Source organism: Aquabacter sp. DMC10 (genome assembly GCF_056314145.1).
Map to the genome: position 1 here is coordinate 535,506 of NZ_JBQUYX010000002.1, position 13,991 is coordinate 549,496.

Annotated in this window: 13 protein-coding genes and 1 pseudogene; 7 read left to right on the forward strand and 7 right to left on the reverse strand. The window is 67.5% G+C overall.

What is annotated here, in order from left to right:
- Window positions 1-2 precede the first annotated feature (2 nt).
- The 6 genes and pseudogenes from ACT54L_RS07205 to ACT54L_RS07230 all read right to left on the reverse strand — a co-directional run.
- Window positions 3-1,412 carry an FAD-linked oxidase C-terminal domain-containing protein gene (locus ACT54L_RS07205; RefSeq protein WP_476084860.1) on the reverse strand — a complete coding sequence of 470 codons (1,410 nt, stop codon included), beginning with the start codon at window positions 1,410-1,412 and terminating at the stop codon, window positions 3-5.
- Between the two features lie 62 nt (window positions 1,413-1,474).
- Window positions 1,475-2,362, reverse strand: a complete 888-nt coding sequence (locus ACT54L_RS07210; RefSeq protein WP_476084861.1) for an intradiol ring-cleavage dioxygenase — start codon at window positions 2,360-2,362, stop codon at window positions 1,475-1,477.
- Window positions 2,359-3,276, reverse strand: a complete 918-nt coding sequence (locus ACT54L_RS07215; protein WP_476084862.1) for an NAD(P)-dependent oxidoreductase — start codon at window positions 3,274-3,276, stop codon at window positions 2,359-2,361. The genes ACT54L_RS07210 and ACT54L_RS07215 overlap by 4 nt, the downstream gene beginning before the upstream one ends.
- Before the next feature lie 12 nt (window positions 3,277-3,288).
- Window positions 3,289-4,653 carry an amidohydrolase family protein gene (locus ACT54L_RS07220; protein WP_476084863.1) on the reverse strand — a complete coding sequence of 455 codons (1,365 nt, stop codon included), beginning with the start codon at window positions 4,651-4,653 and terminating at the stop codon, window positions 3,289-3,291.
- A 3-nt stretch (window positions 4,654-4,656) separates the two neighbouring features.
- Entirely contained in the window at window positions 4,657-5,745 is a 1,089-nt protein-coding gene (locus tag ACT54L_RS07225; RefSeq protein ID WP_476084864.1) for a maleylacetate reductase, read from the reverse strand.
- Window positions 5,746-5,872: 127 nt separating this feature from the next.
- Window positions 5,873-6,175: pseudogene (locus ACT54L_RS07230) on the reverse strand (Dabb family protein); the annotation flags it as partial.
- Window positions 6,176-6,283: 108 nt separating this feature from the next.
- Here ACT54L_RS07230 and ACT54L_RS07235 point away from each other — a divergent pair.
- The 3 genes from ACT54L_RS07235 (at window position 6,284) to ACT54L_RS07245 (ending at window position 9,118) form a co-directional block, all read left to right on the forward strand.
- Window positions 6,284-7,198 carry a LysR family transcriptional regulator gene (locus ACT54L_RS07235; protein WP_476084865.1) on the forward strand — a complete coding sequence of 305 codons (915 nt, stop codon included), beginning with the start codon at window positions 6,284-6,286 and terminating at the stop codon, window positions 7,196-7,198.
- A 241-nt stretch (window positions 7,199-7,439) separates the two neighbouring features.
- Window positions 7,440-8,048 carry a TetR/AcrR family transcriptional regulator gene (locus ACT54L_RS07240; RefSeq protein WP_274774458.1) on the forward strand — a complete coding sequence of 203 codons (609 nt, stop codon included), beginning with the start codon at window positions 7,440-7,442 and terminating at the stop codon, window positions 8,046-8,048.
- Between the two features lie 413 nt (window positions 8,049-8,461).
- Window positions 8,462-9,118: a DUF3313 domain-containing protein gene (locus tag ACT54L_RS07245; protein WP_476084866.1), complete on the forward strand. Its 657-nt coding sequence runs from the start codon at window positions 8,462-8,464 to the stop codon at window positions 9,116-9,118.
- Window positions 9,119-9,224: 106 nt separating this feature from the next.
- Here ACT54L_RS07245 and ACT54L_RS07250 read toward each other — a convergent pair whose 3' ends face one another.
- The gene (locus ACT54L_RS07250; RefSeq protein WP_209104800.1) at window positions 9,225-10,286 is read right to left on the reverse strand and encodes a carbon-nitrogen hydrolase family protein; all 1,062 of its coding nucleotides are present in this window, start codon (window positions 10,284-10,286) and stop codon (window positions 9,225-9,227) included.
- Window positions 10,287-10,665: 379 nt separating this feature from the next.
- Here ACT54L_RS07250 and ACT54L_RS07255 point away from each other — a divergent pair, with 379 nt between their 5' ends.
- Genes ACT54L_RS07255 through ACT54L_RS07270 form a run of 4 tightly spaced genes read left to right on the forward strand, consistent with a single transcriptional unit; the run spans window position 10,666 to window position 13,986 of the window.
- Window positions 10,666-11,523 carry a branched-chain amino acid ABC transporter permease gene (locus ACT54L_RS07255; RefSeq protein ID WP_476084867.1) on the forward strand — a complete coding sequence of 286 codons (858 nt, stop codon included), beginning with the start codon at window positions 10,666-10,668 and terminating at the stop codon, window positions 11,521-11,523.
- A complete protein-coding gene (locus tag ACT54L_RS07260; RefSeq protein ID WP_476084868.1) occupies window positions 11,520-12,524 on the forward strand; it encodes a branched-chain amino acid ABC transporter permease in 1,005 nt (334 codons plus the stop codon). Before ACT54L_RS07255 ends, ACT54L_RS07260 begins: the two co-directional genes overlap by 4 nt.
- 5 nt (window positions 12,525-12,529) lie before the next feature.
- Window positions 12,530-13,282, forward strand: coding sequence for an ABC transporter ATP-binding protein (locus ACT54L_RS07265; RefSeq protein ID WP_476084869.1), 753 nt, complete (start codon window positions 12,530-12,532; stop codon window positions 13,280-13,282).
- Window positions 13,279-13,986 (forward strand): ABC transporter ATP-binding protein, encoded by a 708-nt coding sequence (locus ACT54L_RS07270; RefSeq protein ID WP_476084870.1) that lies wholly within the window; start codon window positions 13,279-13,281, stop codon window positions 13,984-13,986. Before ACT54L_RS07265 ends, ACT54L_RS07270 begins: the two co-directional genes overlap by 4 nt.
- Window positions 13,987-13,991 lie beyond the last annotated feature (5 nt).

The following is a 13,991-nucleotide window of genomic DNA, read 5'->3' on the forward strand; positions in this document are numbered from 1 at the left end:
CCTCATTGGGTTTCTCCGTGACTGGATGGCGCGGGCCGGAAGATCTTTCCGGGGTTCATGATGCCGAGGGGATCGAGCGCGCCTTTCACGAGGCGCATGGCGTCCACCGCCTCCCCCAGCTCCAGGGGGAGGAAATCCATCTTGCCGAAGCCGATGCCGTGCTCGCCGGTGGAGGTGCCCTCCAGCGCGATGGCCCGGCGCACCAGGCGATCATTGAAGGCCTTGGCGCGGGAAAGCTCCTGCGGATTGTCAGGATCGAGCAGCACCAGCAGGTGAAAGTTGCCGTCGCCCACATGGCCCACCACGGGGGCGACGAGGCCGCTCTCTTCGATGTCAGCGGCGGTGGCCACCAGGCATTCGGCCAGGCGCGAAATGGGCACGCACACATCGGTAATCATGGCCTTGGCGCCGGGGCGCAAGGCCAGGCCCGCATAAAGGGTGTTGTCGCGGGCATGCCAAAGGCGCGAGCGCTCCTCCGGCGTGGTGGCCCAGGCAAAGCCGAGGCCCCCCTGCTCCTGCGCCAGCGCCTGGGTGGTCTCCGCCTGCTCGGCCACATAGGCCTTCGAGCCGTGGAACTCGAAGAACAGGTGCGGCACCTCGGGCAGGCCGAGCTTGGCGTGCAGGTTCATGCCGCGCATCATCACAGCGTCCAGCAATTCGATGCGCGCCACCGGCACGCCGCATTGGATGACGGAGATGGCGGTGTTCACCGCCGCCTCCAGGCTCGGAAAGGCGCACACCGCCGAGGAAATGGCCTCCGGCTGGGGATGCAGCTTCAGCGTCACCTCGGTGATGACGCCAAGGGTGCCTTCCGCGCCCACGAACAGGCGGGTGAGATCATAGCCCGCCGCGGACTTGCGGGCGCGCTGGGCGGTCCGGATGACGCGGCCGTCCGCCAGCACCACTTCCAGGCCCAGCACATTGTCCTTCATGGTGCCGTAGCGCACCGCCATGGTGCCCGAGGCCCGCGTGGAAGCCATGCCGCCGATGGAGGCATCCGCGCCGGGATCGATGGGGAAGAACAGGCCGGTGTCGCGCAGATGGGCGTTCAGCGTCTTGCGGGTGATGCCGGGCTGGACGCGCACGTCCATGTCCTCAGCATTCACCGCCAGCACCTTGTTCATGCGCCCCATGTCGAGGCACACCCCGCCCTTCAGCGCGGCCGCATTGCCTTCCAGCGAGGTGCCGGCACCAAACGGCACCACCGGCAGGCGCAGGTCCCGGCACAGGCTGACGATGGCTTGCACCTCGGCGGTGCTTTCGGGGAAGACCACCACGTCGGGAGGACGGGCGGGGTGATAGGCTTCGCTGCGGCCGTGGTCGGCCAGCACGCCGGCGGCACTGCTGGCGCGCGGCCCGACAATGTCGGCCAGCCGCGCCAGGACCATGTCCTTCGGCACATGGGCTGTCATGGTTTCCTCCCTCCGCGGCGGCCCGTTTGCCGGACTTCTCCGCTTGACGCGTCTGTCCCCTCTCAGGCCGCCTTGGAGGCGGCCTCGGACAAGGGATTGAGCTGGAAATCGTAATGGAGCGCGCACCAGTCGCGGTCGAGCACGCGGCCGTCGGGCGCGGCGCCGGGGTCGAAGACGGCGAACTCGCGGATGAGGGAATCCTTCACCCCGAACACCGCGTCGGAGTCCAGATAGGGATCGCCGCCCACGAACACATGGGTGACCAGCTTCTCGAAGCCGGGCGCCTCGATCATGAAGTGCACATGGGCCGGCCGCCAGGGATGGCGCCCCTGCGCCTCCAGCATCTTGCCCACCGGGCCGTCATGGGGAATGGGATAGGCGGCCGGCTTGATGGACCAGAAGTGGAACCGGCCCTGCGCATCGGTGCGGAAGCGGGCACGGGCGACGAGACCGGCCTCTTCCCCCGTATGCTGCACGTCGTAATAGCCGTCCTCGTCGGAATGCCAGACATCCACGATGGCATTGGCGAGCGGCGTGCCGTCCGGCGTCGACACGGTGCCGCTGGCATACATGGGCTGGCCGGCGAGATCGCCGGAAATGTCGGTGCCGCAAGGCGCCTCCGGCGGGCCTTCCACATAGAAGGGGCCGAGCACCGTGCTTTCCGTCACCTTGCCCTGATGGTCATGGTTGATGGCGTCCACCAGCATGGACACGCCAAGCGTATCCGACAGCAGGATGAATTCCTGCCGGGTGTCGGAGCACATCTGGCCGGTGGCGGTGAGGAAGGCGATGCCCTGCTCCCATTCCGCCTGGGTGGGGCGCACCTCGCGGATGAAGTCGTGCAGGTGGCGGACGAGCGCATCGCTGATCTGGCGGATGCGGGGATCGGTTGCGCCGGCGACCCGTTCCCGCACGGCGTCGGTGATGGAAAACTGGTCGAAATTCCTCAACGGAGCCTCCCTTGGTTTTTATTGAGGTCGGGCGCCTCCAGGCCGGCGAGCCATTCGGCCAGCCGCACCGTGGAGATGAAGTCCGCCTCGCCTTCGCCGCGCCCGATGAGGGCGCCGTAGATTTCGCGGGTCATGGATGCCAGAGGCATGGACATTTCCGCCGCCTGGCCGGCATCGACGATGAGGTCGAGGTCCTTGGCCATCTGGCGGCAGGAGAAGGTGGAGGAAAAGTCCCGCGTTTCCAGGCTTTTCGCCTTGTAATGAACCATGGGCGAGCCGACCGCGCTGTTGGTGAGCACGTCCAATATGTCCTGCCAGGCCAGATTCCCCTTGCGGGCGAGCACCACGCTCTCGCCCATCATGGCGGCGGACACCGCGATCATCAGGTTGACGGAGAGCTTGGCGTAACGGGCCTCCTCCCCCGTGCCGAGATATTTCTGGGCGCGGGTGAAATCCTTCGCCACCGGCAGGAAGGTCTCGAACGCGGCTTCCGGGCCGGAGACAAAGCAGGTGAGGTTGCCCGTATGGGCGATGGCCGCATTGCCGGAGACGGGAGCGCGCAGATAGTGGACGCCCCGCTTTTCCGCCGCCTCACCCACCTCAGCGGAAATGCCGGGGCTGACCGTGGAGGTCTCCACCAGCAGCGCGCCGGGCCGCATGAGGGACAACAACTCGCCATCAAGAGCCAAGGCGCGCAGCACCTTGTCGTCCGGCAGGGAGGTAAAGACGATGTCGTGCTTGGCGGCTTCCGCCAGCGTCGCGGCAGGAGTGACGCCGCCCTCGGAGGCGGCGGCGATGCGCGACTGGTCGCGGTCGTGGCCGGCAATGGCATGGCCCGCGCCGGCAAGGCGCGTGGAGATGGGCAGCCCCATCTTGCCGAGGCCGATCCAGCCGAGCGTTGCGGTTCCCGCCATCTGTCCTGATCCCTAAGCTGCCGACCGCGAGAGGCCGAGTTCGTCCACGATGCGCGCCCCCGAGGCGGTCAGGCGCGCGAGCTTGTCGGAAAGGCCGGGGGCATCCAGCACCCGGTCGCGCTTGCGGAAGCGTCCGGCGATCATCACCGCCTCCACGTCGCCCCGCCCCGCCTGCATCACCACGGTGGCCACCGGGTCGTGCACCGGCTGAAGGTGGAAGGCGCGGGCATCAATGAGCGTGATGTCCGCCTGCTTGCCGGGGGTGAGCGAGCCGATGCGATGGTCGAGCCCCAGCATCCGCGCACCCTCGATGGTGATCCAGGCGAGCGCCTGCCGCACGCGGATGGTGGAGGTGGGCGGGATAGCGCCCGTCTCCTGCCGGCTTTTGGCATTGTCGAGGGAGCGCTGCATGCCGAGCGCGATGCGGGCGACGCCCATCATGTCGCCGGCCAGCACCGATTCCAGATCCACACCCAGCGAGGGCGCCGCGCCCCGCGCCAGAAGACGGCCGGTGACGGGGAAGCCGTGGCCCTGGGTCATTTCATTCTCGGGCGTCGCCGAGAAGGAGACGCCGAGATCCACGAGGTTGGAGAAGAGGGCGTCGGAGAGATCGTTGCCGTGCACCACATTGATGCCCGGCCCCACCAGCCCGTCGGCGATGAGCTGCTCCCAGCCGCCCGGCGTCTTGGCCGGCCCGCCGCCCTGGTGCATGGAGGCGACGAGGCCGAATTCGCGCGCCAGCCGGAAATCGGCGCGCGCCACCTCCAGGGTGGAATAATGGGGGCCGAGAATGGCAAGGCCCAGGGTCATCAGGCCGTCATCGCCGGTAAAGGTCTCCCGCCGCAGCCGCTCGATCTCGGCGCGGGGATGGGGCACCTCGGAGAAATGGGGTTCGCCGGGCTTGGGATCGGGCTTGGGCGAGCCGTGGAAGAAGGCGGCGCGGATGCCGCTTTCCGCCAGCGCCTCAACGGCCGCGTCCGTATGGGCGGAGGTGGGGTTGTTGTGGCACCAATCCACCAGCGTGGTGGCGCCGGCATCGATCTGGCCATAGGCGCCCATGAGGGTGGCGATGCCGATGTCATCAGGCCGGAAGCGGGTGGCAAGGCCCGCATGCACCCAGCGGAAATATTCCAGGAGCGTCCAGTCGGCCGCAAGGCTGCGCAGGCCGGTCTGCCAGGTGTGCATATGGGCATTGACGAAGCCCGGCACGGCGATGCGGCCCGCCGCGTCCACCACCTCCGCGCCATCGACCTCGATGCGTGGCGCGACGGCGACGATGCGCTCGCCCTCCACCAGGATGTCGCCTCTGGCGAGGTCACCCACCCCGTCATCCATGGACAGGATGGTGGCGCCGGAAAGGAGGATGGGGCGCGCCATGGCTCAGGCCGCCTCTTCTGCGGAGCGGGCAGCGCCAGGACGCTCGCCCGCATAGGCGTTGGCGATGAGGTCGCGGATGCCGTCGCGGGTCACGGGGCGCGGGTTCCAATAGGGATTCTGGACCGCAATATCGGCCGCCCGCTCGATGCCCTCCTCGGGCATGCCGATCTGCGACAAGGCACGCGGCACGCCCAGCGCCCGCACCAGGTCAAACAGGCCCTGCGCCGCATCAGGCGCGCCGAGCGCGCGGGTGATGGCGGCCATGGCCTCGGGCGCGGCGGGGGCATTATAGGCCACCGCATGGGGCAGCACGATGGTGTGGGTTTCCGCGTGGGGCAGGTCGAACGTGCCGCCCAGCGTGTGGCAGAGCTTGTGATGAAGGGCCATGCCCACCGCGCCGAGGCAGCAGCCGCACAGCCACGCGCCATAGAGCGCCTGGGTGCGGGCTTCCACATTGGCCGGCTCATGGATGAGGATGGGCAGCGCCCCCGACAAGGTGCGGATGCCATCCTCGGCCATCAGCGAGATGACCGGGTTGCGGTCCCGCGCATAGAGCGCCTCCACCGCATGGGCAATGGCGTTCACGCCCGAGGTGGCGGTGAGGCCGGGCGGCAAAGAGAGCGTGAGGTCCACGTCATAAATGACGGTCTCGGGCAGCACATCCAGCGAGCGGATGGTGGTCTTCTGCCCGTCCCGGGTCTCGCCCAGGATGGGAGTCATCTCCGAGCCCGCATAGGTGGTGGGAATGACCACCTGCGAAATGCCGGTGCGCAGCGCCAGGGCCTTGCCGAGCCCGGTGGTGGAGCCGCCGCCCAGCGCCACGACGCAATCCGCCCCGCTCGCCTTCAGCGCCTCCAGCGCCGCCTCCGTGACACCAACCGGCGTGTGCATGGTGGCGCCGGCAAACAGGCCCGCATAGGACGCGCCCAGTGCGGCGCCCAGCTTCTCGCCCTCGGCCGCCTGTTGGGGGGTGGTGAGCACCAGAGCGCGGGTCGCGCCGAGCTTGCCCACTTCCGCGCCCGCCTCGGCGATGGCGCCCCGGCCGAACCGGACCCGGATGGGCAGGGCTTCATAGGTGAAGGTTTCGATCATGGATCAGGTCCCGGTGGGGATCGAAGCGGGTAAGGGAGGCCTATTGACCGGCGAGAACGCCGTCATGGGCCGCATGGCCGTTCGCGGCGTGCCCGTTGGCGATGACGCCGGTGCTGGCGGCTGTCGCCGGATAGTCCACCTGGAAGCGGGCGATGCGGATATTGCCCAGCTCCCGGCGCACCCGCAGATGTTCGGGATCGGAGGCATAGGCCTCCAGCGCCGCGGCATCGCGGAACTCGGTCACGAGCACCACGTCGCAGGCATAGTCCACGTCGGAGACGTCGAGGCCCACTTCCATATGGGTCATGCCGTCGATGCGGCCGCGCAATCCCTCGAAGGCGGTCTTCACCTTCAGCCGGGCCATGGCGCGTTCTTCGGGCGTGTCGCCGCCCACGCGCCACATCACGATGTGGCGGATCGGTCCGGTCATTTGGCGTTTCCTCGACCCTATTGGTCTTTCGTTGAATGGGAGTTTTGCCTTGCGCCGAGCGGAAATAAATCAGAATTTTCGGAACGCTCTTTTACGCAGGCCGTAACAATGGATCGCCTGACCCAGATCGAGGTGTTCGTGAAGACCGCCGAGCTCGGCTCGCTGACGCGGGCGGCGGAGACCCTCGGCATGTCCACGGCGGCCGCCAGCCGCCATCTGTCCGCGCTGGAGGAACGCCTCTCCGCCCGGCTCGTGGAACGCAACACGCGGCGCCTGTGGCTGACGGAAGCCGGGCAGGATTTCTTCCAGCGCAGCGGCACGCTGCTCGCCGAACTGAACGAGGCCGAGGAGGCGGTGAACGCTCACACCCTCTCGCCTCAAGGGCTGCTGCGGGTGACGAGCTCGCTGTCCTTCGCCACCATCTATATCGCGCCCATGCTGCCGGAATTCCGCCGGCTCTATCCCAAGCTCAACGTGCATGTGGCGGTGGCGAACCGCTATCTGGACTTCATCGAGGCGGGCATCGATGTGGCCGTGCGCACGCGCCTGCACGAGCCGGACACCAATATCGTGGTACGCCGGCTCGGCCGCATGCGCCGGGTGCTGGCCGCCTCCCCCGGCTATCTGGAAGAGCGGGGCCGCCCGCGCGAGCCGGCGGACCTCACGCGGCACGACATGCTGGTCTACAACCTCGCCGCAGACCCGTTCTCGCTGCGCCTCACCAAGGGCGACCTGGAGCGCACGGTGCGCATTTCCGGCGCGCTCGATTGCAATGACGGCCAGGTGATCCGCGAGGCGGCGCTTGCCGGCCTCGGCATCCTCATCCAGCCGCTCTACATCGTGCAGGGCGACATCGAGGCCGGCCGCCTCGTGCCGGTGATGCAGGACTGGCAATTGCCCATGCTCACCATGAACATCGCCTACCAGAACCGCGAGCGCCTCCCCGCCAAGATCCGCGTCTTCGCCGACTTCCTGGTGGGCTATGTGCGCCGGGCCTCGCAGGCGGAGATCTGGTCGAGGTGAATGACTTAACGGCAGGACCTGCTCGCGCATAAAACCGTCCAGACGGCTTGCGCACTATCCCTGCGGACAGCTATTCCCTCAAAAGGCAAGCCGATCCGGCAGTAAAGCTGACGCTAGAGCGCGATCCGATCAGATTGAATCAATCTGATCGGTGAATCGCCCTCTAACTCATTGAGAGAATGCGCGATCCGATCAGCCTGCACCGCAGGCCGATCGGCGCATGCTCTAGGACAAGGTATTCATGGATAATAACGCCCGATCCGAGCGCACCCGCGCCGCCGTCATCAAGGCCGCGCTCACGATCATCGCCCGTGACGGCGCCGGTCATCTCACCCTCGACGCCATCTCCAAGGAAAGCGGCATCAGCAAAGGGGGGCTGCTGCACCAGTTCCCCAACAAGCGCGCGGTGCTTGCGGCGCTGCTGGACCACCAAGCGGGGTTCTTCGCCGCCTTCTCCCAGAATTTTATGGAAGCGCACGGCGCCGAATACGCCCAGCCGCGCCTCGCGGCGCAGATCGCCACCTTGAGAGAGGTTCTCAAGGAACCCAATTCCCTCGCCTTCGCGGTGCTGGCGGCGGCCTCTCAGGACCCCTCGTTCCTGTCCACCATCCGCGACGGCGATGCCGAAACCATCGCCGCGATCCGGGCCGAGGCGGCCGCGCCCGACCTTGCGGTCCAGCACTGGTTCGCGGCGCGCGGACTCGCCTTCTCCGTGCTACTGGGCCTGTGCCCGCTCGATCCGGCAGAGCGGCAGAGCCTCTTCCAGCGCCTACTCGATGGCCTGCGCCGACCCGAACAAGGGCTGGGCGCCCTGGCCAAGCCCCGTCGGACGCGCAAGATCGGCGCCTGAGGCGCCGGCCTCGCGCGCAGAGCCATCGGCCGGACCATGCGGGGATCCCACACGGACTTCCCCGTCGGACGCCTGCAAGCCATCACCCGCTTCACACCCCGCAAACTGACGGGAGCGCATGGCCCGCGCCCTCTCGCGACACCGCCGCAGGACGGCCTGCCGGCGAGACTTGGGCTTGCGATGTCCGATGGCCAGAAGGCAGGGGCGCGCGCCGCCGCGCCCGGCCGGAACCGTCGCCCCCATGCCCCTTGCATGTAACCCGCCTTGGGCACGCTCCAGCAAGGTCGAAGAAACTTCCAGAAAAACCGTCTAGACGGTTTGTTTTTTCATCAAGCTGAGCTAATGTCCCCTCGACCGCAGCCCGATGGCACGCGGACGCTATTCCGAAAATATCCAGGAAGGCGCTTCAGCCCATGCGAAGCCGATCTCTCAGCTTGCCCCTGCTTGCCCTAGCCAGCCTTTTGGCGGGATGCGCGAGCGAAGCACCTGTCGCCTATCAGGGGCTCGCCTCGTCGTCGTATCTGGCCCCCAACAGCGCGGACACCACCGGGCGAATGCCGTTCCGCTATAGCACGCAGGTGAACTGGCAGAGCTATCACAGTGTCATCGTCGACCCTGTGACGGTTTATGCGGGACAGGACCAGCAATTCGGAGATCTCACGCCGGAGCAGAAGGAAGAACTCGCTCGCTATATGCAGGAAACCTTCACGGCGAGCCTTGCCAAGCGCTTCACCCTTGTGCGCATTCCCGGCCCAGGAACGCTGCGGATCAAGGTGACCCTCACCGGCGCGACGCAGAACACACCCGCCCTCGCCACCTTGTCCCGCCTCGACGTGGCAGGCCTTGTCTATAATGGCGTGCAGGCGGCGCGCGACGGAGAAGGCGCCTTCACCGGAGCGGTGCGCTACGCGGTGGAGATCTATGACGCCCGCAGCACCAAGCTGCTCACCGCCTTTGTCGCCAAGGACTATCCGCCTCCCTTCGACCTGCCCGCGGGCATCGGCCCCTTGACCGCCGCCAAGGCGGGCATTGATCGCGGAGCCAATGCGCTGGTGGCCCGGCTGAAATAGGGACCGCTTCACGTTTCCCCGTGCGCCAAATGCCCCCGGCGCCGGTGGAGAGGAGCTGCGGGCGGCCCCGCCTGGCCGTCCGCAGCTCGCCTAACCCCTCAGGTCCTCACCCCACCCGCTCCTCCACCGCATCCAGCCGGTCCTCGGCGAGGTCGAGGGCGAGGTCCGGGGCGAAGGCGGGGGTGCGGTCGGGGCGGAAATGGGCGGGTTCCTGGGCGCCGCGGTCGATGTCCAGGTGGAAGATGTCGAAGCGGTTGTAATAGCCGACCACGTCGTGGAACTGCTTGGGCTCCACGCAGCGCTGGGTGTCGATGTCGGCATAAAGGATGCCCTCATGCTCGCTCAGCACGTCGCCGATCACCTCGGCGGCGGGGTCGAGCACCATGGAGACGCCGCGCGGCGAGGCGTCGATGATTTCGAGGCTCGCCCGATTGACCGAACCCAGAGCCTCCCGCATGGCCGCATCCACCACGCCCGAGGCGACGATGTTGAACACCTTGGCCTCGAAGGCGTGGGCGCCGGCGCGGATCTCGATGGCGCGGCGCAGATCATAGGCGCCGTCTTCCGTCGGCGGGCGGGTCGGCCAGATGGGCGGGTAGGAGGAGATGTGGACCTGCTCGCCTTCCGCCATGAGGCTGTAGCGGGCGAGCGGATTGGTGTTCTCGCCGCAAATGAGCATGCCCAAGCGGCCGATGGAGGTGGGCGTCACCCGCAGGCCGCGCGCATCGCCATTGGCCCAGACCAGCTTCTCGTAGAAGGTCGGCACCAGCTTGCGATGGTGGTTGAGGATGGCCCCGTCCGGCCCGATGAGAATGTTGGAATTCCACATGCAGCCGATGGAGGCCTCCGTCCCCTCGGTGAAGCCGAGCGAGACGAAGACGCCGTGCCGCCGGGCGGCGGTGCGCACCGTGCGGATGGCGCCATCGGTGAGCTTCTGCGCCTGGGCGGCCAATGCCCGGAAGAAGTCGTGATTATAGATGGGGGCCTGGAGCGCCGCCCAGATGGGAAAGCCCGGCAGATAGGATTCCGGGAACACCACCAGCTCCGCCCCACCGCGCGCCGCCTCGGCGATGAGATCGCAGGCCTTCTCGGCCGACTTCTGGGCGTCGAGGAAGACGGAGGAGGTGTGGCAGGCGGCGGCCTTGAAGCGCGGATAGCGGGTGGTCATGACGTCCCCTGTCGGGAAGGCGGGGCGCCGGCCCTCACGGACGGCGCGCCGCACGTGGCGGTTTCGGACGCCATTAGTGAGCGTGGCCGAGAGGGCCGGAAACGGGGAATTTCCGCACAGGCCCTTGCCGTGAGCCCGCGCGAACCCTCCCAACGGGACCTTGTCCGCACAAGTCGGCCCTAAGCCTTGGTCCACCGGCCCTGGCGCCTGCCGCGGCCGGATAGAAACGCCTCAGAAGCGGTCATTTGCCTGCCCCATCCTTAAGCAAGCGCCACCCTTGCAGGCAGATCTTTTGCGCAAAGGGCATTGCAATTTTTCGTGGTATCGCTGGGGCGTCGCTGCGAACAGCATCAGACAAAATCAAACCGACCAGAGCGCAATGCCGGACCTCATCATAGCCCTGACAATCAACGGCCTGGTCTGGGGACTGATCGTCGCCCTGATCGCATTGGGCCTCTCAATCATCTTTGGGTTGCTGGACATCATCAATGTGGCGCACGGCGACTTTTTCATGGTCGGCACCGTGCTCGGCCTGGTGGTGGCGGGAACCACGGGCTTCTGGATCGCCCTCATCGTGGTGCCCATCGCCGGCTTCATCCTCGGCCTCGTGATCGAGCGCCTGGTGATCCGGCCGGCCATCTCGTCGGCCTCGCTGACCATCGTCACCACGTTCGGCCTGTCCATGATCCTCCAGGAGGCCGTGCGCGCCACCTTCGGCGCCCAGGCCCGCCGCATGCCGCCGCCCATTCCTGGCACGGTGCATCTGTTCGGCATCGACTATGACATCTACCGCCTGTTCGCGGCCCTGTTCGCGGCTGCGGCCATCGTGGTCTTCTTCCTGTTCCTGTCCCGCACCCGGCTCGGCACCTGGATCCGCGCCGTGCGGCACGACCGGGAGACGGCGACCGCCCTCGGCATTCCCGTGACCCTGGTCTGCGCCTTCACTTTCGCGCTCGGCACCGCCCTGGCGCTTCTGGGCGGCGCCATCGCCGCGCCCATCACCACGGTGGAATTCCGCACCGGCGTCGACATCCTGCCCGTCTGCTTCATGGCCGTGGTCATTGGCGGCCTCGGCAACCTGAAGGGAACGGTCGCCGCCGCCGTGCTGCTGGCCATGATGGAGGGCCTCGTCACCTCCGTCACCGACCCCACCATCGCCCGCATCGCATCCCTCGCGGTGATGAGCCTTGTCCTGCTCGTGCGCCCGCACGGCCTGTTCGCGGGAGCCACGCGATGAGCGCCCTTTCCTCCGCGCGCCTTCCGCTCCTTGCGGGTATGGGCGCGCTCGTCCTTCTCGCTCTGCTGGCCGCCGTGCCGCAGGTGCTGCCGCTCCTGGGCCTCGGCTTCTGGGTCAATGTGGTCGCCGAGATCCTCATCTGGTCGCTGCTGGCGGCCAGCGTGAACCTCTTGTTCGGCTATGTGGGCCTTCTGTCCTTCGGGCAGGCGCTCTATTTCGGCTTCGGCATGTATGGGGTGGCCATCGGCATCTCCACCTTCGGCCTCGGCCTGTGGCCGGCGCTGCTCCTGGGGGTGTTCGCGGCCACCGCCATGGCGGCGGTGGCGGGTGCGTTCGCGGTGCGCCTCACCTGGCATTACTTCGCCATCATCACCGTCGTCTTCTCGCTCATCTTCTATTTCCTGGCCATGTCGGCCAAGAACATCACCGGCGGCGATGATGGGCTATCGTTCAGCGCCCCGGCCATCTTCAGTTCGCTGGGCCTGACGCTCACCGACCGCGCCACCCAGTATTATTTCATCCTCATCATCTGCGCCGCCTGCTACGGCCTGATGGCCCTGGTGGTGGGAAGCCCGCTGGGCCTGCGCTTTGCCGCCGTGCGCGAGAATGAGAAGCGCGCTTCGCTGATCGGCATCAATGTCTATGCCACACGCTGGCTCGCCTTCGTGCTGGCGGGGTTCCTCGCCGGGGTGGGCGGGGCGCTGTTTGCCCTGTTCGGGCGCTACGCCTCGGCCTCCTTCATGTTCTACCACGTGTCCGGCGAGGCGGTGGTGTGGTCCATCGTGGGCGGGGCCGGCACCTTGCTCGGCCCGCTGGTGGGCACCGCGCTGCTCATCCTCTTCCGCGAAGTGGTTTCCGGCTTCTGGGAAAACTATCTGATGGCGGTGGGCGCCATCACCATCCTGGTGGTCATCTTCGCGCCCAAGGGGCTGGTGGGCTCGCTCAACGGGCTGATCGCCCGCCTGCGCGGCCGCGCCGCCACCGCGACGGACGGGGAGTGAGCGCAATGGAAAACATCCTCTCCATCCGCGGCCTCACCAAGCGCTTTGGCGGGCTGACCGCCGTCAACAGCGTGGATATCGACTTCCCCAACGGCCAGCTCAATGCGGTGATCGGGCCCAACGGGGCGGGCAAGACCACGCTCTTCAACCTCATCACCGGCATGATCCCGCCGGACCGGGGACAGGTCATCTTCGACGGCGACGACATTGCCGGCTTCAAGCCGCACCGCATCGTCGCCCGGGGTCTCTCGCGCACCTTGCAGATCAAGAGCGTCTTCTCGGGCCTCTCCGTCGCCGACAATGTGCGGGTGGCGGTGATGGCCCACGAGAAGATCGCGAGCCCCGTGCGCCCGGCGCTCGGCTATGCCGGGGTCACGCGCCGGGTGGAGGAGGTGCTGGAAGACACTGGCCTTGCCCCCCATGCCCGCCGGCAGGCCGGCACGCTCGCCTATGGCGACGTGGCGCTGCTGGAGATCGCGCTGGCGCTGGCCAACCGGCCGAAGCTGCTTTTGCTGGACGAGCCCATCTGCGGCATGAGCCCGGCAGAGACGGAACGCACGGTGGCGCGCATCGTCGCCTTGTCCAAGACCACCCAGATCATCCTCATCGAGCACGACATGGAGGTGGTGTTCGCCATCGCCGACCTCATCACGGTGATGGCGGCCGGCGGCGTGCTGGCGCGCGGCACGCCGAAGGAGATCGCCGCCAGCGTCGAGGTGCAGGAGGCCTATCTGGGCATGCCGGAGGAGGTGGAATGAGCCCGGTTCTTCAAGTCGCGGGCTTGGCCGCCCATATCGGCCGCGTGCCCGTCCTGCGCGGGGTCGACCTGGAGGTGCGCGCGGGCGAGACGGTGGCGCTGCTCGGTCGCAACGGGGTGGGCAAGACCTCGACGCTGCGGGCCATTCTGGGCCTTCTGCCCCGCAAGGGCGGCGCGGTGACCTTTTCCGGCACCGACCTCACCCGCATCGCGCCCCACAAGGTGTCTGGGCTGGGCATCGGCTATGTGCCGCAGGGCCGGGGCATCTTCCCGCTGCTCAGCGTGGAGGAGAACCTCTTCTTGGGCCTCAAGGCGGACCCCGACCCGGCACTGGTGGAGGAGATCTATACCCGCTTCCCGCGCCTTGCCGAGCGCCGACGCCAGCCGGCCGGCACGCTCTCGGGCGGCGAGCAGCAGATCCTCGCCATCGGCCGCTGCCTCATGCGCAAACCCTCCCTCATCCTCCTGGACGAGCCCACCGAGGGCATCATGCCCAAGCTCGTCGCCGACATCCGGCGCGAAATCGCCGCCATCGCCAAGCGCGGCGTCTCGGTGCTGCTGGTGGAGCAGAATCTGCGCACGGCGCTGTCCCTCGCCACCCGCATCTACCTCATGGAAAAGGGCCAGGTGGTGCACGAAGCCACCCCCGAGCAACTCAACTCAGACCCGAGCACCGTCCATCGCTATCTCGGCGTGGCGCTGTAACGGGT